The 22,495-nt window shown below is 60.0% G+C and carries 20 protein-coding genes and 1 tRNA gene; 10 read left to right on the forward strand and 11 right to left on the reverse strand.

What is annotated here, in order from left to right:
* Positions 1 to 78: 78 nt before the first annotated feature.
* Positions 79 to 696, reverse strand: coding sequence for a Crp/Fnr family transcriptional regulator (locus CPter91_RS15300; RefSeq protein ID WP_231880088.1), 618 nt, complete (start codon positions 694 to 696; stop codon positions 79 to 81).
* A gap of 389 nt (positions 697 to 1,085) precedes the next feature.
* Here CPter91_RS15300 and CPter91_RS15305 point away from each other — a divergent pair, with 389 nt between their 5' ends.
* Positions 1,086 to 2,681: a C13 family peptidase gene (locus CPter91_RS15305; protein ID WP_061941716.1), complete on the forward strand. Its 1,596-nt coding sequence runs from the start codon at positions 1,086 to 1,088 to the stop codon at positions 2,679 to 2,681.
* Between the two features lie 87 nt (positions 2,682 to 2,768).
* On the opposite strand, the gene CPter91_RS15310 is transcribed toward CPter91_RS15305, so the two are convergent.
* From CPter91_RS15310 to CPter91_RS15325, 4 genes are all read right to left on the reverse strand, one after another.
* The gene (locus tag CPter91_RS15310; protein WP_061941718.1) at positions 2,769 to 3,242 is read right to left on the reverse strand and encodes a VOC family protein; all 474 of its coding nucleotides are present in this window, start codon (positions 3,240 to 3,242) and stop codon (positions 2,769 to 2,771) included.
* 82 nt (positions 3,243 to 3,324) lie between these two features.
* The gene (locus CPter91_RS15315; RefSeq protein WP_061941720.1) at positions 3,325 to 3,726 is read right to left on the reverse strand and encodes a VOC family protein; all 402 of its coding nucleotides are present in this window, start codon (positions 3,724 to 3,726) and stop codon (positions 3,325 to 3,327) included.
* 19 nt (positions 3,727 to 3,745) lie between these two features.
* Positions 3,746 to 4,108: a YciI family protein gene (locus CPter91_RS15320; protein WP_061941722.1), complete on the reverse strand. Its 363-nt coding sequence runs from the start codon at positions 4,106 to 4,108 to the stop codon at positions 3,746 to 3,748.
* 133 nt (positions 4,109 to 4,241) lie between these two features.
* Positions 4,242 to 5,480: an RNA polymerase sigma factor gene (locus tag CPter91_RS15325; RefSeq protein ID WP_061941724.1), complete on the reverse strand. Its 1,239-nt coding sequence runs from the start codon at positions 5,478 to 5,480 to the stop codon at positions 4,242 to 4,244.
* 202 nt (positions 5,481 to 5,682) lie between these two features.
* Here CPter91_RS15325 and CPter91_RS15330 point away from each other — a divergent pair, with 202 nt between their 5' ends.
* Positions 5,683 to 6,249, forward strand: a complete 567-nt coding sequence (locus tag CPter91_RS15330) for a helix-turn-helix domain-containing protein (RefSeq protein ID WP_061941726.1) — start codon at positions 5,683 to 5,685, stop codon at positions 6,247 to 6,249.
* 13 nt (positions 6,250 to 6,262) lie between these two features.
* A complete protein-coding gene (locus CPter91_RS15335; RefSeq protein ID WP_061941731.1) occupies positions 6,263 to 6,814 on the forward strand; it encodes a GNAT family N-acetyltransferase in 552 nt (183 codons plus the stop codon).
* On the opposite strand, the gene CPter91_RS15340 is transcribed toward CPter91_RS15335, so the two are convergent.
* Together CPter91_RS15340 and CPter91_RS15345 are read right to left on the reverse strand one after the other, a co-directional pair.
* Positions 6,811 to 7,989, reverse strand: coding sequence for an acyltransferase family protein (locus CPter91_RS15340; protein ID WP_061941732.1), 1,179 nt, complete (start codon positions 7,987 to 7,989; stop codon positions 6,811 to 6,813). The genes CPter91_RS15335 and CPter91_RS15340 overlap by 4 nt on opposite strands.
* Before the next feature lie 262 nt (positions 7,990 to 8,251).
* Positions 8,252 to 8,476, reverse strand: a complete 225-nt coding sequence (locus CPter91_RS15345; protein WP_061941734.1) for a hypothetical protein — start codon at positions 8,474 to 8,476, stop codon at positions 8,252 to 8,254.
* Between the two features lie 461 nt (positions 8,477 to 8,937).
* Here CPter91_RS15345 and CPter91_RS15350 point away from each other — a divergent pair, with 461 nt between their 5' ends.
* Together CPter91_RS15350 and katG are read left to right on the forward strand one after the other, a co-directional pair.
* Complete coding sequence (locus CPter91_RS15350; RefSeq protein ID WP_150119716.1) at positions 8,938 to 9,135, forward strand: hypothetical protein; 198 nt, start codon at positions 8,938 to 8,940, stop codon at positions 9,133 to 9,135.
* A 34-nt stretch (positions 9,136 to 9,169) separates the two neighbouring features.
* The gene (katG, locus tag CPter91_RS15355; protein WP_061941738.1) at positions 9,170 to 11,314 is read left to right on the forward strand and encodes a catalase/peroxidase HPI; all 2,145 of its coding nucleotides are present in this window, start codon (positions 9,170 to 9,172) and stop codon (positions 11,312 to 11,314) included.
* A 221-nt stretch (positions 11,315 to 11,535) separates the two neighbouring features.
* On the opposite strand, the gene CPter91_RS15360 is transcribed toward katG, so the two are convergent.
* The 3 genes from CPter91_RS15360 to CPter91_RS15370 form a co-directional block, all read right to left on the reverse strand.
* Positions 11,536 to 11,611, reverse strand: a tRNA-Lys gene (locus tag CPter91_RS15360).
* 172 nt (positions 11,612 to 11,783) lie between these two features.
* Positions 11,784 to 12,260, reverse strand: coding sequence for a transposase (locus CPter91_RS15365; RefSeq protein WP_061941740.1), 477 nt, complete (start codon positions 12,258 to 12,260; stop codon positions 11,784 to 11,786).
* Positions 12,261 to 12,650: 390 nt separating this feature from the next.
* Positions 12,651 to 13,274 (reverse strand): TetR/AcrR family transcriptional regulator, encoded by a 624-nt coding sequence (locus CPter91_RS15370; RefSeq protein WP_061941741.1) that lies wholly within the window; start codon positions 13,272 to 13,274, stop codon positions 12,651 to 12,653.
* A gap of 443 nt (positions 13,275 to 13,717) precedes the next feature.
* Between CPter91_RS15370 and CPter91_RS15375 the strand changes: the two genes are divergently transcribed.
* From CPter91_RS15375 to CPter91_RS15390, 4 genes are all read left to right on the forward strand, one after another.
* Positions 13,718 to 14,929 (forward strand): efflux RND transporter periplasmic adaptor subunit, encoded by a 1,212-nt coding sequence (locus CPter91_RS15375; protein ID WP_061941743.1) that lies wholly within the window; start codon positions 13,718 to 13,720, stop codon positions 14,927 to 14,929.
* A gap of 57 nt (positions 14,930 to 14,986) precedes the next feature.
* Positions 14,987 to 18,223, forward strand: coding sequence for an efflux RND transporter permease subunit (locus CPter91_RS15380; RefSeq protein WP_061941745.1), 3,237 nt, complete (start codon positions 14,987 to 14,989; stop codon positions 18,221 to 18,223).
* Between the two features lie 2 nt (positions 18,224 to 18,225).
* Entirely contained in the window at positions 18,226 to 19,683 is a 1,458-nt protein-coding gene (locus tag CPter91_RS15385) for an efflux transporter outer membrane subunit (protein WP_061941747.1), read from the forward strand.
* A 131-nt stretch (positions 19,684 to 19,814) separates the two neighbouring features.
* The gene (locus tag CPter91_RS15390) at positions 19,815 to 20,291 is read left to right on the forward strand and encodes a nuclear transport factor 2 family protein (protein WP_061941749.1); all 477 of its coding nucleotides are present in this window, start codon (positions 19,815 to 19,817) and stop codon (positions 20,289 to 20,291) included.
* Positions 20,292 to 20,312: 21 nt separating this feature from the next.
* Here the strand turns inward: CPter91_RS15390 and CPter91_RS15395 are convergent, their stop codons facing one another.
* On the reverse strand, positions 20,313 to 21,557 hold the full coding sequence (locus tag CPter91_RS15395; protein WP_231880087.1) for an MFS transporter: 1,245 nt from the start codon (positions 21,555 to 21,557) through the stop codon (positions 20,313 to 20,315).
* A gap of 308 nt (positions 21,558 to 21,865) precedes the next feature.
* On the opposite strand from CPter91_RS15395, the gene CPter91_RS15400 reads away from it, so the two are divergent.
* Entirely contained in the window at positions 21,866 to 22,465 is a 600-nt protein-coding gene (locus tag CPter91_RS15400) for a TetR/AcrR family transcriptional regulator (RefSeq protein WP_061941751.1), read from the forward strand.
* Positions 22,466 to 22,495 lie beyond the last annotated feature (30 nt).

A 22,495-nucleotide genomic window follows, 5' to 3' on the forward strand; every position in this document is an offset into this window, starting at 1 on the left:
GCGATAACGCGGCAGAAAGCATCCGATGCGCCCGCTAACCGCAGGCGCATCAAGCAACTTTGCATAGCAAAATCCTCATCAGGGTAACAAGGCTGCATAGGCCTCGCGTTCGGCAGCGTAGCAGCCGCAGGCGGCAGCTTCCAGCCCTTGGCGGTCAAGCACCGTCAGATTTCCGCGCCGATAAGCGATCAGCCCGCTCCGCTGCAAGGCGCTGGCGGCGGTTGTAATGCCTTCGCGCCGCACGCCAAGCATGGTGGCCAGGAACTCGTGCGTGACATGAAAACTGTCGGAGTGAACCCGGTCCTGGCTCATCAGCAGCCAGCGCGCCAGCCGCGGGCCGATCAGATGGAAACGCAAGCAAGCGGCCGAGGTCGTCATCTGCGCCATGTGTACATAAAGATAGTGACTCATGCCGCGCCGCAAAGCCGGGCTGCGCGCCAGCTCGTGGCGAAATGCAGCGGCGGTGATGCGCAGCGCGCTACCGGGACTTTGCACCAGCGCATGCACGGATGCCAGCGTCACGCCCAAGATCATCTGCACTCCCAACATGCCTTCGCGCCCCACCATGGCGATTTCCACTCCCGGACTGCCATCGATCAAGGCGAGCAGCGATATCGAAGCCTCCAGCGGGAAATAGACATGGCTGATTGCCTTGCCGGGTTCGCACAGGACTTCTCCCTGTGCCAGCTGGATCATCTCGCAGACAGCATGTAAACGCGAACGCTCCCTGCGCGGAAGCAATTCGATAAGATGATTCTCGACGGTGCCCAAACTAGTTCTCCGGTATATAGCTACTCTGCCTGATGCAAAACGTCCGGCAGAGATTGCGTTATTGGCGAATGAAATATCGGGTAACGCTGTCAGTGTGCATGAAGCCCCCGGCGCGGACTGTCTGCCAGCACACATAGCGGCAATCCGGCGGAGTACACGGAGATGCAGCGAGCGTGGCGCTGGCTCGCAATACCTACCCCTGCAAGCGCATACCAACCCGCTCGACACATTTCCCTATATGAAATAGCAATATCTCGTGTTAGATTTCCAATTTGCAACTTTTCGACTAAAAACTCCAGGAAACAGGAAAGACCATGCACTGCACCAAAGCCGGATTCGTCCCAGGCGCGCGCGGCCGCGCACGCACCTTCATGCACCATGCCGCTCTATTTGTCATCGCTGCCGGATTGGCCATTGGCGCCGCCAGCGCCGCAGTCCCCGATGCGGTGACGCCTGACGGCGGCCAATATTACGGGCCGCTGGTTGACAGCAAACTGCAGGGCAAAGGGAAAATTCGCTGGACCAACGGCAACACCTACGACGGCAATTTCGAAAAGGGATTATTTTCCGGTAATGGCGAAATGCATTTCGAAAAAGGAAGCAAGTACAAGGGCGACTTCGTCAACGGCAGGTTTCAGGGCAAAGGACGGTTCGACCTTGCTGGCGGCGAGTATTACGCAGGGGAGTTCAGCAGCAACGAATTCACCGGCTACGGCGTACATCAAGGGAAAAATGGCGTGCGCCAGGCCGGCACTTTCAAAAAATGGCAATTGGAGGGTCCCGGTCGTCTTAGCGATGCAGCAGGTAATACCTATGAAGGCATATTTACCGACGGCAAGTTGAATCAGCCCGGACGCTACATTAGCAAGGATGGCGGTCGATACGAAGGCGATTTCAAGGACGGCAAACTGGACGGCATGGGGATATACCGCAGCGCCGATGGCGATGAATACAAAGGCAGCTTTGCGCACAACCGCTACAACGGCGGCGGCATCCTGACCTATGCTTCGCCGCAGAAAGACGGACACAGCAAGGACATCGGCATCTGGAGTTACGGCACGCTGGTAGACGAGGCAGCCGACAGACAAAGCGAAGCCAATGTCGAAACCGCCCTATACGGCCAGCGCGCCTTGCTCGACAAAACCTTCGCAACGATCGCGCCGCACGCCCCAGGGAAAATCAATCTCTACCTGCTGGCGGTAGCCGGCGATGGCTCGCAAGAAGTATTCCGCCGTGAAACAGCGTTTGTCCGCGCACAGTTTGATCGTGATTTCGGCACCCAGGGACGATCGATGGTACTGGTCAACAGCCGCAACACGGTGGCCGAACAGCCGATGGCGACCGTGACCAGCATCCGCGAAAGCCTGAATGCGATCGCCGCCAAGATGGACAAGGAAAACGACATCCTCTTTCTCTACCTGAGCAGCCACGGATCGCAGAGCCATGAATTGTCGCTGGCGCAAAACGGCATGACCCTGCGTAATCTGGAAGCCAAGGAATTGGCGAAGCTGCTGGCCGCAACGGGCATCCGCTGGAAAGTGGTGGTGGTGTCTGCCTGCTATGCCGGCGGTTTCATCGATCCACTCAAGGACGCGCATACCATGGTGATCGCCGCCGCGCGCCGCGACCGCACTTCCTTCGGCTGCGCCGACGACAATGACTTCACCTATTTCGGCAGAGCGTTCTTCCAGAAATCCGTGCCGGCCAGCGCTTCGTTCAGTGAAGCTTTCGACAAAGCCAAGGCGCTGGTCACGGCCTGGGAAGCAGACGACACCCAGCTGAAAGACGAGGACGGCGAAATACTGCACTCTGAACCGCAGATGTATCACAACGCGGCGATTGACGCCTATCTGAAAAAATGGCGGGCGCAGGCGACCGCGCCGACAACCCATGCAGCGCAAGCCAAATAGCCCTGTTGGCAATGTCGTTCAGTTCGAATCTGGGCGACATTCTTTACGCGTCGCCCAGACGGGGTCTCCTAGACGGGGTCGCCCAGACTACTGCTGCTCGTAAGCCTGGGTCAGAAGTGCGACGTCGATCTTGACCATTTTCATCATGGCTTGCATAACCCTCTGCGCTTTTTGCGGATCCTTGTCCTGCAACATCTTTCCCAGGGCGGTCGGGATGATTTGCCAGGACAGACCGAACTTGTCCTTGATCCAGCCGCAGCCTTGAGGCTCGCCACCCTCGGAAAACCGGGCCCAGAGTTCATCGACTTCTTCCTGGTTTTCGCAATTCACGAAAAAGGAAATGGCGGGCGTGAAGCTGAACTGGGGCCCGCCGTTCAGGGCGATGAAGTCCTGGCCGTGCAGCTGGAACGTGGCCGACATCACCGCCCCCTTGGGACCGGGCCCAGCGTCGCCGTAGCGTGAGACGCTGCCGATTTTTGCATCCTTGAAAACCGACATATAGAAATTCATCGCCTCTTCGGCTTTGCCGTCGAACCACAGGAATGGGGAAATTTTCTGCATTTTTGCTGCTCCTCAATAAAGGAAATGCGAAAGGAAACACGGAAACCGCTTCTGCTCAAAGATAGCGGCCCCTGTCCGCAAGTTACTCGCTGGCTGCCGGCACCATATACGCAAATTCCCAAGCGTGGCCGTCGAGGTCGCGGAAACCGTGGCTGTACATGAAACCGTAGTCTTGCGGTTCTTCCGTGGTTCTCGCCCCGGCTGCGAGACCGCCGGCAACCAGCTGGTCGACCTGGGCGCGGCTGTCGCATGAAAGGCAGACCAGCACCTCACTCTGCTTGGTGGCGTCGCACACCGGCTGTTTGGCAAAACCCTGGAAAAACTCTTCTACCAGCAGCATGGCGTACAGGTTCTCGCCAAGGATCATGCAAGCCCCTTGGTCGTTGGTGAATTTCGGGTTGAAGTCATAGCCGAGGCTCTTGAAGAAATCCTTCGATTTCGGCAAGTCCTTGACTGGCAGGTTGATGAAGATTTGCTTGTGCATGATCTTTCCTTTCAGACAATCAGGCGGTTGCCTGCGTTGCAGCAATATCGCTGATGTCGAGCTCGCGCACCGGGCGCACTTCGATGCTGCCGTATCGTGCGGGCGGGATTCTCGAGGCCCAGTGGATCGCCTCGTTGAGGTCCTTGGCTTCTATCATGTAGAAACCCGCCAGTTGTTCCTTGGTTTCGGCAAACGGGCCGTCGGTCAGCGACATCTGGCCGTTGCGCACCCGGATCGTGGTGGCCGTATCGATCGGCTGCAGCGCTTGTCCGGCGACAAAATGGCCGCTGCCGCGCAGCTCCTCGGCGAAGGCGAAACAGGTGCTGTCCGGACAGGCATGCAGCTTGTCCTGGGCAAGGTAGACAAGGCACAGGTAGTTCATGATGGTCTCCAGTCAATGGCAAGGAATGATCGGCGACAGCTGGCGGCAAGGAGCGCCGCCAGCGCCGGTTTATGTACACCTACACTAGATAGTCGAACCGCAGGCAGCGAAATCGACAGTACTCCCAATATTTTTATTGTTCGGCCAGGCCAGCCAGACGCCGGTGCAGAAAACGCTGCTCCGGCTCCTGCTGCGTCAGCGCCAGTGCCTTGCCATAGGCAGCGCGCGCTTCTGCCACATGTCCCAGGCGCCGGTGGAAATCGGCTTGCGCCGCATACGCCAGATGATAGTTATGCAAGTGACCGCCGGCAATCAGCCCGTCCACCAACACCAGGCCAGCCTCGGGCCCCTGGTGCATCGCTACCGCGACCGCGCGGTTCAATTCGATCACCGGCGTCGGCTCCAGCCGCAGCAAGGCGTCGTACAAGCCGACGATCTGCTGCCAGTCGGTAGCATCGGCCCGCGGCGCTTGCGCATGCACCGCCGAGATCGCCGCCTGCAGCGTATAGGCGCCTATCCGTCGCGACGACACGGCATGCCCGACCAACGCCGAACCTTCGGCAATCAGTTCGGCATTCCATAAGCTGCGGTCTTGCTCGTCGAGCGGCACCAGGTCGCCGTCCGCGGTGCTGCGCGCACTGCGGCGCGACTCATGCAGCAACATCAGGGCCAGCAGGCCCGCCACTTCCGGCTCAGGCAGCAATTCCAGCAGCAGACGCGCCAGACGGATCGCTTCCTGCGACAAGTCATGCCGTGTGAGCGAGACGCCGGAAGATGCCGAATAGCCCTCGTTGAACACCAGATAGACCACACGCAGCACGCTGTACAGCCGCGCCGGCAATTCGTCGCGCTCAGGCACCTGGTAGGGAATGCGGGCGTCGCGTATCTTGGCCTTGGCGCGCACGATACGTTGCGCCAGCGTCGGTGCCGGAGTCAGAAAGGCGTGTGCGATTTCTTCCGTGCTGAGTCCGCAGACTTCGCGCAAGGTCAAGGCTATCTGAGCATCGGGCGCCAGCGAAGGGTGGCAGCAGGTAAAAATCAAACGCAGGCGGTCATCCTCCAGATGCTCGCGCTGGTCCGGCGCCGGCGTCTCGTCAGGAATCGCGTCGGCCACCTCGGCGACGTCTTCATAGGAGGTAAACCTGGCGCGCCGCCGGATGCCGTCGATGGCCTTGAAGCGCCCGGCGGACACCAGCCACGCTACCGGCTGCGCTGGAATGCCATCGCGCGGCCATTGCTCGATGGCGGCCTTGAAGGCATCTTGCAGGGCTTCTTCTGCCAGGTCGAAGTCGCCCAGCAGGCGCACCAGCGTGGCGAATACGCGCCGCGATTCGCTACGGTAAATGTCTTCAATCGAAGCGTTTGTTTGCATCGTCTCAATCAATTATTTTTTTGCCGAAAAACCATAGCCGGTGATGGCGGTCAGCCTGTTGATACAGAGTATTCGGATTGCCATGAATCATACATCGAAGCGCATGTGACATCGCCATGGCAATGCCGCATGACAAGCAGCTTGACCAATATATCCAATATATTAGATAATAATTCCAATATTATAGAAACCGGAAGCTTCCATGGATATCAATGCCCGCATCGCCGCACGCGTCCGCTTCCTGCGCCAGGAACGCGGCCTGTCGCTGGACACGCTGGCCAGCAAATGTGACGTCAGCCGCTCGATGATTTCGCTGATCGAGCGCGGCCAGAGCAATGCTACCGCCGTCGTCTTGGAAAAGCTGGCGACCGGACTCGGCGTGCTGCTGCTGGCGCTGTTCGAGGAAACCCCGGCCGCCGTGGCGCCGTTGATGCGACGGGGTGAGCAGCCCGAATGGCGCGACCCGCAGTCGGGATACCTGCGCCGAAATATCTCGCCGCCGGATCCGCAATCGCCGCTGCGGATAGTCGAGGTCGAGTTTCCGGCGGGCGCTCAAGTGACGTATGAAACCGCCGCGCGCGACGCCCACGTGCATCAGCAAATCTGGATGCTGGATGGCGCCATCGACATCACCGTCGGCGTCAACCGCTACGCGCTGGAAGCCGGCGACTGCCTGGCGTTTCAGCTGGACTGCCCTACTGCTTTTCACAACCCCCATCGCAAAGCGGCGCGCTATGCGGTAGTCACCCACACCCTGCCAACGCAATAAAAAGGACGCCAGCATGCAAACCGACATACAAATCCATCGCGCATCCTCGCTCGCCGATCCGGCGCTGCTTGCGGGCCTGAGCGAACTGCTGGCCGATTGCGTGGAAGGCGGCGCTTCCGTCAGCTTCATGCAGCCGTTGACGCAAGTCCGGGCAGAGACATTCTGGCGCAGCCTGGCTGGCGGCGTCGCTGCCGGCGAGCGCATATTGCTGACGGCGCAAGACCGGAGCCGAATGATTTTGGGCACCGTGCAAGTGCTGCTGAGCCAGCCGGAAAACCAGCCGCACCGGGCCGAAGTCGCCAAGCTGCTGGTGCATCGCAAGGCGCGCAAGCAAGGACTGGGAGAGCAGCTGATGATCGCCGTGGAACAGGCCGCCGCCAGCGCCGGCAAGAGCATGCTGGTGCTGGATACCGCCAGCGACAGCGCGGAACGGCTATACAAGCGCCTCGGCTGGCAAGTGTCGGGCGTCATTCCAGACTATGCCCTGCTGCCGCAAGGCGGCTTGTGCGCAACGACCATCTTCTATAAGCGCATCAGCGCCGACAGCCTGCCGGCATCAATCTAGGCTGCCGCCTTGGCTGCCAAGGACGGCACGCTGCCAGCTGTAAAATTGTGCGGATAGCGGGCGTCGCGCAGTTTCATGAAAGGCCTCTCGACCAGCAGGTAAAGCAGCCATCCGGCGCCGATACTCAGCACAATGATCAGACTGGCTTCGGCAAGCCCGTTGATGCCGGCGCCGCGCAGCAGCTTGTGCACGATCATCGCCAATGGCTTGTGCACCAGGTAGATGGCGTACGACCATGCGGCCAGCTGAGCCGCCCCGGGAATCCGCCAGCGCTGCAAAAAGCTGACGGGGCTGAGCGCGGCAGCCACCAGCAAGGCGAAAGCAAGCGCCAGCAGCGAATAACCGAAACCGCTCATGAAATACCCGTAGCCATAGCCGTCGATCACATAATAGTTGACCGCGAGGTAGAACATCAGCGCTGTCGCCGCAGTCCCCGCCAGCAGCAGCACCTGCCCACGGCGCAGGATTTTTTGCCAGGCATCCGGATGAAAGTTTTTCAGGAGCGCTACCGCAATCCCCGGCAGGAATTCATCAAACCGGCAAAAGCTGGAGTAGTAGACGTTTGGATAGTAACCGCCGATCGCCCCGCCCGCTTCCCGCCCATACTGCAACCACAGCAGGCTGCGCAGCGTCATCCCGGCCAGCATCAGCACCAGCAGCGCAACCCAGGCCAAGCGGATCGACCTGCCGTAACGCACCGCAAGAATCACCACAGCCGGCAGCAAGAGATAAAACTGCTCCTCGATGCACAACGACCAGGCATGCGAAAACGCCGTCCCCGGCTGCAGCCAGAGGTTCTGGGTAAATGTGAGGAAGCGCCAGAGCGGGGGCGGCGTGTTTCCTCCCATTGCTAGCGGAAACAGGAAATACAAGGCCAGCACGACGTAATAATTAGGCAGGGTGCGCAAGAACCTGCGGATATAGAAGTTCTTCAACGACAGCTCCTGCCCTCGGACGATGCCGCCAAAGATCTGGTTGCTGATCAGGTAGCCGCTCAACACAAAGAACAGATCCACCCCGACCCATCCTACCTTGCTGGCCCAGCCGAACGTCGCTTCCTGGCTGACGAAGCACATGTAGTGATACATGAACACCAGGATGATTGCCGCTGCGCGCAGCGTATCCAGGCCATTGTTTCGATCGGACCTGACAGGCGATGCAGTAATTGGCGGCATTGTGGCTTGGCGTTGGGAAGTTGGTCGAAGTCGCAAGGAATGCGCGGCAAGCAAATTACTGATATTGCCGCAAAACAACGAAGTGTACGTTTGCAGCACGCCACGTGTCCACTGATTCCAAGGCAGAACCAAGGCTATCCATAAAAAAATCCACCGCCGATTCCGCCCCGTTTACCGGGGGAAATTGACGATGGATTTTCGACAGGTAGCGAGCGCCGTACGGGCGTGATAACAGCGCCCCAAACAGCCCGCTAATCAAGTCTTAGCGCCAGCCGCGATGCCAGCCGTACTGCGGATGGTGCCAGCCCCAGCCATAGTGCGCATGGTAAGCCCACACATAGCCCGGACCAGGTATAGCGTAGGTCGGCGCGACATACACCACCCCCGGCGGCGGCTCGTAAGCCGGGCGCACAACCGGCGGCGCCACGACGCAACCGCCAAGGGCAAGCGCTACGATGGTAGCGGGAATTAATGCGGTGAATTTCATGATATTTCCAGTCCTCATGGATGCTGTTGCCATTCAATCGTAAGTAAGAACGCAGGCGTCCTGCTTGCAACGGCACATGCATCCGGATCTTTCCGCCATTTGAAAAGCCTCAAGCAATACCAAGCTTTTGAAATGCCTGCGCATGCCTGTATTCGTCGCCGTTGTTACCCACTAAACGCTGGGAGGCGGCCGTATGATGACGGGGAAGTTGTATTTTTCTGTAACCTGGGTAATAAACCGCTGGGCACTGCCTTCGCTCCGTCACTCAGGACGGCAAAGCTCCGGAGCCTTGCCGCACGCATCTGACGTGAATGCAAAATCGATCGAATAAGTCGGGCTGCCTCGCTCTAAGCCTGGCTGACGATTGTATATAGCTATTGATTATATGAAAATAATTAATTTCATATATGACTCAATTGAAATTACTATGGATACGCTATTTGATAATCAAGAGACGCCTAATGAAAAATACTGCACTTCCCGGGCGCCACATCGAGCTGGCGGCCTTATGTCTAGCGGCCATTGCGGTGGCGGTCATTGCTCTTGGCAGCACGCCATGTATTGCGGCAGCTGCCACACAAGATAAGGGCGCAGCAATAGGCGATAATCAAAGTTCACAAACTGTTGGCCTGAACGGCCTGCTTAAAGCGATGTTGTAGTCACCTAACCTACCCACGACAAAGGAGATCCCCCATGTCTACTGAAGCCAAGTGTCCTTTCCATCCCGCCGGCGGCGGCACGACGAACAAAGATTGGTGGCCGAATCAGCTACGCATTGATTTGCTGAACCAGCATTCCAACAAATCCAACCCGCTGGGCGAGAAGTTTGACTACGCCGAAGAGTTCAAGAAACTCGACTACAAGGCGCTCAAGGCAGATCTGATCAAACTCATGACCGACAGCCAGGATTGGTGGCCGGCCGATTTCGGCCACTATGGCCCGCAGTTCATCCGCATGGCATGGCATTCGGCCGGTACCTATCGCACCTTTGACGGTCGGGGCGGCGGCGGTCGTGGACAACAGCGTTTCGCACCGCTCAATTCGTGGCCGGACAACGTTAATATTGATAAATCGCGCCGCCTGTTGTGGCCGATCAAGCAAAAATATGGCCAGAAAATCTCCTGGGCCGACCTTTTCATCCTGACCGGGAATGTGGCGCTGGAGTCCATGGGCTTCCGCACCTTCGGTTTCGCCGGCGGCCGTGAAGACGTGTGGGAACCGGACATGGATGTGAGCTGGGGCGCCGAGACCACCTGGCTGGGGACCGACAAGCGTTTCCATGGTGACCGCGAACTGGACGACAACCTTGCCGCCACCCACATGGGCCTGATCTACGTAAACCCGGAAGGCCCGAACGCCAGTGGCGACTACATGGCTGCAGCCAAGGACATCCGCGCCACTTTCAGCCGCATGGCCATGGACGACGAGGAAATCGTCGCCTTGATCGCCGGCGGCCACACCTTCGGCAAAGCGCACGGCGCCGCGCCCGAATCGCACAAAGGCCCCGAACCAGAAGGCGCGGGCATCGAAGCCCAAGGCCTGGGCTGGATCAGCAACTTTGGCAGCGGCCACGGCAAAGACGCCGTGTCCAGTGGCCTGGAAGTGACCTGGACTAAAACCCCTGCATTGTGGAGCAACAACTTCTTCGAGAACCTGTTCAAGTACGACTGGGAGCTCACCCATTCGCCGGCTGGCGCCAAACAGTGGGTGGCCAAGAATGCCGAGGACATCATTCCCGACGCGCATCTGCAAGGCAAGTTCCAAAAGCCCACCATGCTGACCACCGACCTGACCATGCGCTTCGACCCGGAGTTCGGCAAGATATCCAAGCACTTCCATGAGGACCCGCAAGCCTTTGCAGAAGCTTTTGCGCGCGCCTGGTTCAAGCTGACCCACCGTGACATGGGCCCGAAGGCACGTTACCTCGGCCCCGAAGTGCCGAAGGAAGATCTGATCTGGCAAGACCCGTTGCCGGCTGCGACGCACCAGCCATCAGCGGCCGACATTGCCGATATCAAGGCCAAGATCGCAGCCTCTGGCCTATCGGTAGGCGAGTTGGTGTCGGTGGCCTGGGCTTCCGCCTCCACCTTCCGTGGCGGTGACAAGCGCGGCGGCGCCAATGGCGCACGCCTGGCTCTGGCTCCTCAGAAGGACTGGGAAGTCAACGCGACGGCGGTGAGTGTTTTGCCAAAGCTGGTCGAGATTCAGAAGGCTTCAGGCAAGGCCTCGCTGGCTGACGTGATTGTGCTCGCCGGCAGCGTTGGTGTTGAACAGGCGGCCAAGGCAGGCGGGATCTCGATCGAGGTGCCCTTCGCACCGGGCCGCACCGACGCCAAGCAGGAACAGACGGATGTCGAGGCCTTTGCCGTGCTGGAGCCACTCGCCGACGGTTTCCGCAACTACAACAAGGGCAAGTTCAATGCTCCGACCGAAGCGTTGCTGATCGACCGCGCCCAGTTGCTGACGCTGACGGCGCCGGAACTCACCGCGCTAGTCGGCGGCCTGCGGGTACTTGGCGCCAACTTTGATGGCAGCAAGCACGGCGTGTTCACAGACAAGGTTGGTGTGCTCAGCAATGACTTCTTCGTCAATCTTCTGGACATGGACCTGGAGTGGAAAGCCGTGGACAGCAAGGCCGAATTGTTCGAAGGACGCGACCGCAAGACCGGCGCGGTCAAGTACACCGGCACGCGCAACGATCTGATCTTTGGTTCCAACTCGGTGCTGCGCGCTTATGCCGAGGTCTATGCTGTTGTAGACGCCAAGGAGAAGTTCGCCAAGGACTTCGTCGCGGCTTGGGTCAAAGTCATGAACGCGGACCGCTTCGATCTCGCATAACGCCGAGTAGCAGCGAGCCTTGTCTGCTTCAAGAACAGACAAGGCTCGCTGCGCCAGCATCGCCAGTGTGTGGCGACGCTGGTATTTCAACAAACAATGTGCGAATTTATTGCAGACCTCGACCCGATCGGGGCAGTCCACAAGCGGGGGATTGATAAAACAATCCCCCACCACAATAGGAAAAGGGCTACATAGAAACCTATGTAGCCCTTGTATTCTGTTGGTGGGGCGTGTGTGATTCGAACACACGACCTACGGATTAAGAGTCCGCTGCTCTACCAGCTGAGCTAACGCCCCAACAGGGGACGAATTATAGCTGCAGTTTATTTTTTTTACTAGTTCTTCGTGTAAATTTCTATCGAGACCGAAAAATGATGTTGTTTCCGGCCTCACGGAAGCCCGTCGCAAGCCGCCTGGCCCCAAGAGAAACCGCCCCGCAAGCCACAGCCCAGGCCGGTTCCGCCCTGCTCTACTGCGTCACCAGCCCGACCCAATGCAAGGTTGATTCGTCCGCCGCAAATTGTGCGCGCCGGACAGGCTTGATGGCCTTGGCTGCGCTGATGGCGGATTTGTAGATGGTCTTCTGGGCTTTTCTTACCAGACGCTGCTCAATGCGCTGCGTGTACAAATCGCCGTACTCGGCAATCTGTTCGAGCATCTGCACCAACGTCTCGTCCCCCAGCTTGCTGCGCGTCAGCTGACGCCAGAAATCGCATTCGGTCCAGCGCCGGAAGCGCATGTACACCGTGCTCGAATTGCCGAACTGCTGCGGCAGATGGCGCCACAGGCTTTTGTTCAGCACAATCCAGAGCACCGCCTCGATGAACAGGCGGTTGTTCTTTGCACGGGCGCCGGGGTCATTCGGCTTGCCGGTCAGCAGAGGCTCCAGCTTTTGCCATTGATCATCCCGAAGTTTGATTTCCTGCTTCTGCACCTGATTCACCATGATGAGCCCTAGAAAATTCTTGCTTGTGCTTAACACCTCTCCTGCCAGTCGCTGCAATCCGATTCTGATATCGACTAGTTCTGTCGCCACAGAATCAAAGCGTAGCGATTTGCTGGAGGCCCAGAATTAGCATTCTAGCTACACCTAACATTAATTAATGTAGGACTTTTCTGAAAAATAGAAGCGTCGAGTCAGCGCGGACCGACATCTGGAGCCGTGACGGCACTGGACATTGATTTGTGCGCAAGGCACTGGGAAAGATGCTCGCCGGCGACCGGGCATGCTGATGACGGCAACCGCATCACAGCGTGATCCGGACGGATCCACGCCGTGTCCGGCATGGTCGGGAAAGATATTGTGCTTGCAGGCAGGCGCTAAAGCGCAACAGGCTTAAACCGGATCCGGCCAGGCGCGCATTGCCTGCGCGCCGATCGCCAGCAGCTTCTCGCGGCTGGCGTTGTCGCGCGCCTGGGTCGACATGCCGTGGATGACGGTCACGAAGAAACTGGCCAGCGCAGCGGTATCGGTATCGGCCGCCAGGTCGCCTTCAGTGATGCCGCGATCCAGGCGCACCTTGATGCCGCTTTCCATCTGCTTGCGGTAATCGGCCAGCACTTCCTGCACATGCGACGACGCCGCGGTGCAATTGGTGGCGGAGGTGACCACCATGCAGCCTGGCGGCTGGTTGGGGTCGCTCTGCGAGACGGCGATCACTTCCAGGTAGCTGCGGATGCTTTCCTTGGCGGTCAGGGCTTCGGCCGCGATCGAGGCAAAAAAGCAGGGCTTCTTCTCTAGATAGTATTCCACCGCTTCCAGGAACAGGCGTTCCTTGTCGCCGAACGCCGTGTAGAGGCTGGGCGGAGTGATTCCCATGGCGCTGGTGAGATCGTTGAGCGAGGTGGCTTCGTAGCCGTAGCGCCAGAAAACCAGCATCGCGCTTTCCAGTGCGTGCTCCCTATCGAAGGATAAAGGGCGGCCGGGCTTCTTGCGCGGCTTGTCTTGTGTCATTTCCATAGTGATCGATATTAAACCACTTGACAGCGGAAAACAACCCCGCTAGAGTCACACTCTAATTCGTAGTGATCGCTATTGAATTGTGATTATCTGGCCACAGATGTGGCTACATGGAAATTTAGTGTCTCACAGAATCAAGTTTGGCGTATTGCCGGCCGGGTTTTTGCCTTTGAACGGGAGTTGCCGGGTGGATTTGGAGGATCAGACAAGAAGTGTGTAGTAAGCGGCTATCGGCCAACAGCTCGCCGCCTCTATATTGCTAATCGTGATTTGCAGCAATTGCTCTGATCTCCCCAACCACCTCTTCCCGAATCCGGCCGGAACGCAGTGACAGCCAGGCAGGCTATCAATTCCAGATCGCGATTCACCCTGCTTTCTTTACCAGTTTTCTTTTTTTGCAGTTTATTTCTTTTCGTCTCGCTTATCGTTACCAGGGGCCCCAAATGCACACTTCGACACCATTACTCTCTCGCAAAGCCATTGCCATCGCTGTCGGCATTGTCATCCTCGCCGCTGCGGGCACTGTCACCCTCACCAGCCGCGCCGCCAAGCCGGCCGGCCCGCCGCAAGCTGCGGCATCGGTCTCGGTCGCATCCGTGCTGGAAAAAACCGTCACCGAATGGGATGACTTTTCCGGACGGGTCGAAGCCATCGAGCGCGTAGAGATACGCCCGCGCGTTGCCGGCACCATCGACGCCGTGCATTTCCAGGAAGGCCAGCTGGTCAAGAAAGGCGATCTGCTGTTCACCATCGACCCGCGCCCGTATCAAGCGGAACTGGCGCGCGCGGTCGCCACCCAGGCCGGCGCCCAGGCTGGCTTGTCGCTGGCCAAGACCGAACTGGCGCGCACCAGCCGCCTGATTGAAGAACACGCGGTCGCACAGCGTGAGCTGGATCAGCGCAACAACGCCCTACTGGAAGCCGACGCCAGCCTGAAAGCGGCGGAAGCGGCGGTGCTGAGCGCACGCTTGAATCTGCAATACACCGCGATCACGGCGCCGGTCAGCGGCCGCGTTTCGCGCGCCGAAATCACAGTCGGCAACTTGGTCGGGGCCGGCGTCAGCTTCCCTGCCCTGACGACCGTGGTATCGGTCTCGCCGGTGTACGTCAATTTCGAAGTGGATGAGCAAACCTATATCCGCTACGCCGCCAACGGTGCGGTCGGCAATTCCGGCGTCAAGAACCTGCCGGTGTCTATCGGCCTGGCCAGTGAAGAAGGCTATCCGCACCAGGGCCAGATCAAGGCTTTCGACAACCGTCTCGATACCGCCTCCGGCACGATGCGGGTGCGCGCAGTGTTCGACAACGCGAACGGCACCCTGACTCCCGGCATGTACGCCCGCGTGCGCACCGGCGGCGCGGCGGCGGAGACTGCCGTGCTGATCGACGACAAGGCGGTCGGCACCGACCAGGACAAGAAATACGTCATGGTGCTGGGCGCGGACAACAAGGTCACCTATCGCGCGATCAAGCTGGGTCCGATCGTCGACGGCCTGCGGATCGTGCGCTCCGGCCTCAAGAAAGATGAGCGGATCGTGGTCAACGGCCTGCAGCGGATCCGGCCGAACGACCTGGTCACGCCAGTGACGGTGGCCATGGACGGTGAACAGCTCGCGCCAGCGAAGAATGCACTGGCCGTGGCTGCAGCTAAATAACAAGGACGCCGACGACTCACCTCGCAACGACGCCAAAACACAGCAGAGCCCAACACCATGAATATTTCTAAATTCTTTATCGACCGCCCGATCTTTGCGGGCGTGCTATCTGCGATCATCCTGATCGGCGGCCTGATTTCCATGCTCAGCCTGCCGATCTCCGAGTACCCGGAAGTGATTCCGCCCTCCGTCATCGTCAAGGCGCAGTATCCGGGCGCCAATCCGCAAACCATCGCGGAAACCGTCGCCACGCCGATCGAAGAACAGATCAACGGCGTCGAAGGCATGCTCTACATGTCCTCGCAAGCGACTTCCGACGGCCTGATGACGCTGACCATCACCTTCAAGCTCGGCACCTCGCCCGACCTGGCGCAGCAGCTGGTGCAGAACCGCGTCAACCAGGCGTTGCCGCGCTTGCCGGATGTGGTGCAGCGGCTGGGCGTGACCACCGTCAAGAGTTCACCCAACCTGACCATGGTGGTGCACTTGCTGTCGCCGAACGACCGCTACGACATGGCTTACCTGCGCAATTACGCGGTGCTGAACGTCAAGGACCGGCTGGCACGCCTGCCCGGCATCGGTTCGGTGCAGCTTTTCGGTTCCGGTGACTATTCGATGCGGGTCTGGCTCGATCCGCGCAAGGTAGCTGAGCGCGGCCTGGCCGCCACCGATGTGGTGAACGCCATCCGCGAACAGAACGTCAATGTTGCCGCCGGCGTGATCGGCGCTTCGCCCGCGGTTCCCGGCGTCAATTACCAGATTTCGGTGAACGCTCGCGGCCGCCTGGCCAATGAAGAAGAGTTCGGCAACATCGTCATCCGCACCTCGCCCGACGGCGTCGTGACCTACCTGAAAGACGTGGCGCGCATCGAACTCGGCGCCAGCGAATACGCCTTGCGCTTGCTGCTGGACAACAAGCAGGCGGTGGCGATTCCGATCTTCCAGGCGCCAGGCTCCAACGCCCTGGAAATCTCCGACAACGTGCGCGCCACCATGGCCGAGCTGAAGAAAGACATGCCGGAAGGCGTCGACTACAAGATCGTCTACGATCCGACCCAGTTTGTCCGCTCCTCGATCGAAGCCGTGGTGCATACCCTGCTGGAAGCGATCCTGCTGGTGGTGATCGTGGTGATCATCTTCCTGCAAACCTGGCGCGCCTCGATCATTCCGTTGCTGGCAGTGCCGGTCTCGGTCATCGGTACTTTTGCGGTGATGATGGGCCTGGGCTTTTCGATCAACGCGCTGAGCCTGTTCGGGCTGGTGCTGGCGATCGGGATCGTGGTCGATGACGCCATCGTGGTGGTGGAAAACGTCGAGCGCAATATCGAAAACGGTTTGTCCGCCAAGGAAGCGACGTACAAAGCAATGCGTGAAGTCTCCGGACCGATCGTGGCAATCGCCCTGACCCTGTGCGCGGTGTTCGTACCTTTGGCTTTCGTCAGCGGCCTCACCGGCGAGTTCTTCAAGCAGTTCGCCCTGACCATCGCCATCTCGACCGTGATTTCGGCCTTCAACTCGCTGACCCTGTCGCCTGCCCTGGCCGCCCTGCTGCTGAAAGGCCACGGCGCCAAGAAGGACGGCTTCCAGCGCGCCATCGACCGTGTCTTCGGCGGCTTCTTCTCGATGTTCAACAAGGTCTTCCATCGCGGTTCCACCTCGTACGGCGAAGGCGTCACCGGCATCCTGAAGCGCAAGACTGCCGCCCTCGGCGTGTATGCCGTGCTGATCGGCCTGACCATGCTGCTATTCCACACTGTGCCGAACGGTTTCATCCCGGCGCAGGACAAGCAGTACCTGGTCGGCTTCGCCCAGCTGCCTGACGCGGCCTCGCTCGACCGTACCGAAGATGTGATGCGCAAGATGTCCGAGATCGCGCTGAAACAGCCTGGCGTGGAATCGGCGGTGGCCTTCCCTGGCCTGTCGATCAACGGCTTCGTCAACAGCCCGAACTCCGGCATCGTGTTCACCACGCTGAAGCCGTTCGACGAACGCCGCAGCGCCGACCAAAGCGGCGAAGCGATTGCGCAGCAGCTGAACCAGAAATTCTCGGCCATCCAGGGCGCTTTCATTGCCGTGTTCCCACCGCCGCCGGTACAGGGGCTAGGCACCATCGGCGGCTTCAAGCTGCAGATCGAAGACCGTGGCGCGCTGGGCAACCAGGCCTTGAACGACGCCCTGCAAGCCTTCATGGCGAAAGCGCACCAGGCGCCGGAACTGGCCGGCATGTTCTCCAGCTTCCAGATCAACGTGCCGCAACTGTACGCCGACGTCGACCGTGTCCGCGCCCAGCAGCTGGGAGTATCCATCCCTTCGGTGTTCGACACCTTGCAGATCTACCTCGGTTCCTTGTACGTGAACGATTTCAACAAGTTCGGCCGCACCTTCCAGGTACGGGTCCAGGCTGATGCGCCCTTCCGCGCTCACGCCGAAGATATCGGCTTGCTGAAAGCGCGCAACGACAAGGGTGAAATGGTGCCGTTGTCCTCGCTGCTGAAGATGACGCAAAGCTACGGCCCCGACCAGGCTGTGCGCTACAACGCCTTCCCCTCGGCCGATGTCAACGGTGGCCCGGCGCCAGGCTACAGCACCGGCCAGGCCCAGGCAGTGGTGGAACGCATCGCGGCCGAGACCCTGCCGCGCGGCATCAGCTACGAATGGACTGAAATCACGTATCAGGACAAAATCGCCGGCAATACCCTGTTCATCATCTTGCCGCTGTCGATCCTGCTGGTGTTCTTCGTGCTCGCTGCCCAATATGAAAGCCTGACCTTGCCGCTGGCGGTATTGCTGATCGTGCCGATGGGGATCCTGTCGGCGATTGCCGGCGTCTGGCTGACCCGTGGCGACAACAACATCTTCACCCAGATCAGTCTGATCGTGCTAGTGGGGCTGGCGTGTAAGAACGCCATCCTGATTGTCGAGTTCGCCCACGAGCTGGAGCTGCAAGGCCGCTCCATCTACGCTGCGGCGATCGAAGCTGCCCGCCTGCGTCTGCGGCCTATCCTGATGACCTCGATCGCCTTTATCGCCGGTGTCGTGCCGCTGATCCTGTCGAGCGGCGCGGGCGCCGAAATGCGCCATGCGATGGGCGTGGCGGTGTTCTCGGGAATGATCGGGGTGACAGCTTTCGGGCTGTTCCTGACGCCGATCTTTTATGTACTGCTGCGCACCCTGGCATCGCGCTGGACAACCGGCAGCAAGCATGAAGCCGAGGCCTATACCGGTCCGGGTCATGCGCCGCACGGCAGCGTCACACCTGCGATTGTCAGCAGCGCGCAAATTGAAGGAATCTGAACATGAAAAGCTTTAACTTGAAACTGACTGCAATGATGGCGGCGCTGGTGCTGGCCGGCTGCTCCACTACCAAACCGCCGGAACAGGTCGCAGTCGACACGCCGGCCCAGTACCGCGAAGCGGCAGCGTTGGACGGCAGCTGGAAAGTAGCCCAGCCTGCCGACGCTGCCGACCGCGGCGCCTGGTGGTCGGTGTTTGACGACGCCGAGCTCGGCAAGCTGATCAGCGACGCCACCCAGTCCAGCCCGACCCTGGTGATGGCCTTGGCGCGCGTCAAGGAAGCGCGCGCCACCGCCGGCCTGGCCGATGCCGACCGCGCCTTCCAGCTGGGCGCCGCCTTTGGCCCAACCCGCCAGGGCACAGCCAGCGCCACCTCCACGCAGTGGCAGGCGCAATTAGGCGCCTCCTATGAGGTCGATCTGTTCGGCCGCCTGTCGGACAGCAGCCGTGCCGCGCGCCTCGACGCCGAAGGCCAGGAAGCGGCCTATCGCTCGGTGCTGCTGGCGCTGCAGGCCGATGTCGCCCAGCAGTATTTTGCGATCCGCTCGCTCGATTCGGAACTCGACGTGCTGCAGCAGACCATCAAGCTGCGTCAGGAAAACCTGCGCCTGGTGCAGCATCGCTACGATGCCGGCGACACCAGCGAACTGGATGTGGCGCAAGCCCAGACCGAGCTGTCGGTGACCCAGGCTGAACAGGAAGGCGTCAGCCGCAGCCGCGCCCAGCGCGACCATGCGCTAGCGATCCTGCTGGGCAAGGCGCCGGCTCAGTTCACCCTGGCCAGCGCACCGCTGCAGCCGGTGACGGTCAACGTGCCGCCAGGCCTGCCGTCCGACTTGCTGGAACGGCGCCCGGACATCGCCCAGGCGCAGCGCCAGCTGGCCGCCGCCAGCGCCCGCATCGGCGTCGCCAAGGCCGGCTTCTTCCCGAGCCTGGTGCTGACCGCTTCCGGCGGCTTCGCCTCGGACGCGCTGCACAATCTGTTCCAGTGGTCCAGCCGCAGCTGGATGCTGGGACCGCTGGTCGGCAGCGTGCTGAACCTGCCCTTGCTCGATGGCGGCCGCAACAAGGCCAACCTGGCCAAGGCCGACGCCAACTATGAATCGGTGGTGGCCAACTACCGCCAGCAAGTGCTGGTCGGCTTCCAGGATGTGGAAGACAACCTGAGCGCGATGCGTACGCTGGATAACCAGATCCGCTTCCAGGAAGACGCCGTGAAATCGGCGCAACTGGCCGCGCGCCTGGCCGATTCGCGCTACAAGAACGGCTCGACCAGCTATTTCGAAGTGATCGACGCCCAGCGCTCCAGCCTCTCGGCGCAACGCGCCAAGAGCCAGAGCGTCGGCCAGCGGGCGGTGGCCTCGGTCGGCCTGATCCGGGCGCTGGGCGGTGGCTGGGGCACGCCTGCCCCTGCTACTGCTGCCACCGCCACGCCTGCCGCATTGGCACTGTCCAGGTAAACAAACTTGTCGATATGAGAATGGCGATGCCGGCACTGCTGCCGGCATCGCCATTTTTTCGTCAAGATAGGGCTTGCGCAACGATTACGGGCGGCTTAATCTTTTTACTTCGCCCACCCGCCCCTCTGACCATGCAAACTCTTGCGCCTTCCACCAGCCTTGCCCAGGCCGCCGACCAGTCCGAAATCGACGCGCTGGTGCGCGCCTTCTTTTCCGTATTCACCAACAAGAACGGCGCCCGGCCGGAGGTCGACGCCATCCATCGCATGTTCATTCCGCAAGGCCTGATCATCAAGTGCCACGGCGACCACCGCGAGATCTACACGCTGCAGCAATTCATAGCACCACGCCTACAGCTGCTGACTAGCGGCCAGCTGACGGATTTCCAGGAACAGGAAGTATCCGCGCGCACCGATATCTTCGGCGGCATTGCGCAGCGTTACAGCGTCTATGAAAAGAGCGGCGTGCTGGACGGCCAGGCGTTCCACGCCTATGGCGTCAAAACCCTGCAATTGATCCGCATGGAGGATGGCTGGAAAATGGTGTCCCTGGCCTGGGAAGATGAGCGTGACGGTCTCGGCATTCCCGCCCAGCTCAAGCACAGCTAGTCATCGCCCGCCGCTTGTAAATCAATCGCGGATATCGCGCAAAGGCGAGGCCTTTATCAGCCCGAAAGTCAGCAGGCTGCCACCCACCGCGATGGCGATCAAGCCGCTGCGCACGCCCAGATGTTCGGCAATCCAGCCGGCCGACAAGGCGCCCAGCGGCGCTGCCGCCACGGTCATGAAGCGCATGGTCGACACCATGCGGCCATGGAACGCATCCGGCGTCAGTTTCAGACGCAAGGCCAGGTAAGGCATGAAATACAGCATGGCGCTGCAGTCGAAGACAAACACCACCACGCCGTAAGCCAGCGCGCTCAGCGCGGAAGAGCCGAAGATGGTGGCAGGAATTGCGGCCAGCAGCAGCCAGGCCGCAGCGGTGCCGGCGAGGCCGATCAGGATCGTGCGGCCGCTGCCGAAGCGCCGCGACAGCGGCTTGAGCAGCATGGAACTGACCAGCACGCCCAGGCCGCCCAGCGTTTGCGCCGCGCCCAAGACACCCGGCGACATGCCGAGCTGGTGCGTGGCGAACAGGATCTGCAGCGCCAGATAGCCGTTGAACAGAATCTGCCACAGCGCCGTGCCCCAGGCCAGCGCCCACAGTACTTCATGATTCCTGACCATCTTGATGCCGTCAACCATTTCGCGAAACGGATGGCGGCTGGATGGCGCCGGATAGGGATCGCGCTTCTTCAGATGGCGCAGGTTCCACCATGACAGCAAGAAGCTGAGGGCATTGACCAGCACCGCTACCGGCGCCGTCAGCAGCTGCACCAGCATGCCGGCGATGCCAGGGCCGATCAGACGCGCCATCGAATCGGTGGCGGCGAACTTGCTCTGCGCAGACAGCAACTGGTCGCGCCCTACCAGTTGCGCCAGGAATACCTGGGCCGCGCTGCCGCCGATCACAAATCCGACCCCCATCAGGAATCCGACCGTATAGATCACATGCATGGACAGCACACCCAGCCAGTAACTGATGGGAATCACCGCCAGCACACAGCCGAACATGCACTCGGACCACAGCAACACCGGATACTTGCTGCGGCGGTCCAGCCAGACGCCGGCCGGCAGCGAAAACAGCGCAAACGGCAAGGTTTGCAAGGCGATCAGCAGTCCCATTTGCTCCGGCGTCGCGCGCAGCAGCAGTACCGCGGTCAGCGGAATCGCCAGGCTGCTGATCTGTTCGCCGAAGCTGGCGATGCCGGTAGTCAGCCAGAAACGGCGGAAGTCGTGGTGGCGCAGCATCGGATCGGCCGACAGCTTGCGCATGAAAAATAGACGGAAGGCATTAAAAATGATGGCAACTCTTTGAAGGCGGCAAACTGGGTAAGTGAGCGAAAAAAGCGAGTGCAGTGCGGAAAGCTTTGGATAAAAAGCTTATGCAAATGATACCCGTTTTGGCTGTCGTTTTTGCGGATTTTCATAAATAAAACAGGTGGTTTTGCCTTCGATGAGACAGCTGCTCCACCCCGCCTGGGCGCAATTTTCCGGCACGCCATTACGACGCTATCATTGTCATTAATTTAATCAATCGAAGATCCCAAGCATTTTAAGACGACTGGTCATATAATAGAGAAATGGATAAAGTTCACACCCTCAACGACACCCGCGCGACGCTGCTGCAGACCGGGCTCAAGCTGTTTGCCGAGCAAGGCTACAACGGCACCGGCATCAAGGAAATCGTCGATGCTGCCGGCGTGCCCAAGGGTTCGTTCTACAACTATTTCAAGAGCAAGGAAGACTTCGGCGGCGAAGTCATTTCGCACTACGCCGACGGCTTCGCCGTCACCTGGTCGAAGTACTTCGCCGAAGGACCGCAGCAGCCGCTGGCCGCCTTGCGCTACACCTACGAACGCCTGATCAGTTATCACGAGCAGTGCGAAGTAAAAGCCGGCTGCCTGCTGGGCAATTTTGCCGCGGAAATGGCTGAATCCAGCGAAGTGTGCCGGATCACCCTGCAAGAAGTCGTCAGCGGCTGGCGCAAGCGCTTTGTCAGCTATTTGCGCAAAGCCCAGGCCGATGGCACGGTGCGCACCGACCTCAGCGCCGAGCAGCTCGCCGACTTTTTCTGGAATGCCTGGGAAGGCGCTTTGCTGCGCATGAAGATCGAGCGCTCGACCGCGCCGGTGCGCGCCTGCGTCAACCTGATGTTTGATCATTTTTTCTTGCCGCAATAGTTCCCCTCCCTTACTTGCAGCGTCATGCGG

This window comes from Collimonas pratensis (assembly GCF_001584185.1).
Classification (GTDB): Bacteria; Pseudomonadota; Gammaproteobacteria; order Burkholderiales; family Burkholderiaceae_D; genus Collimonas; species Collimonas pratensis.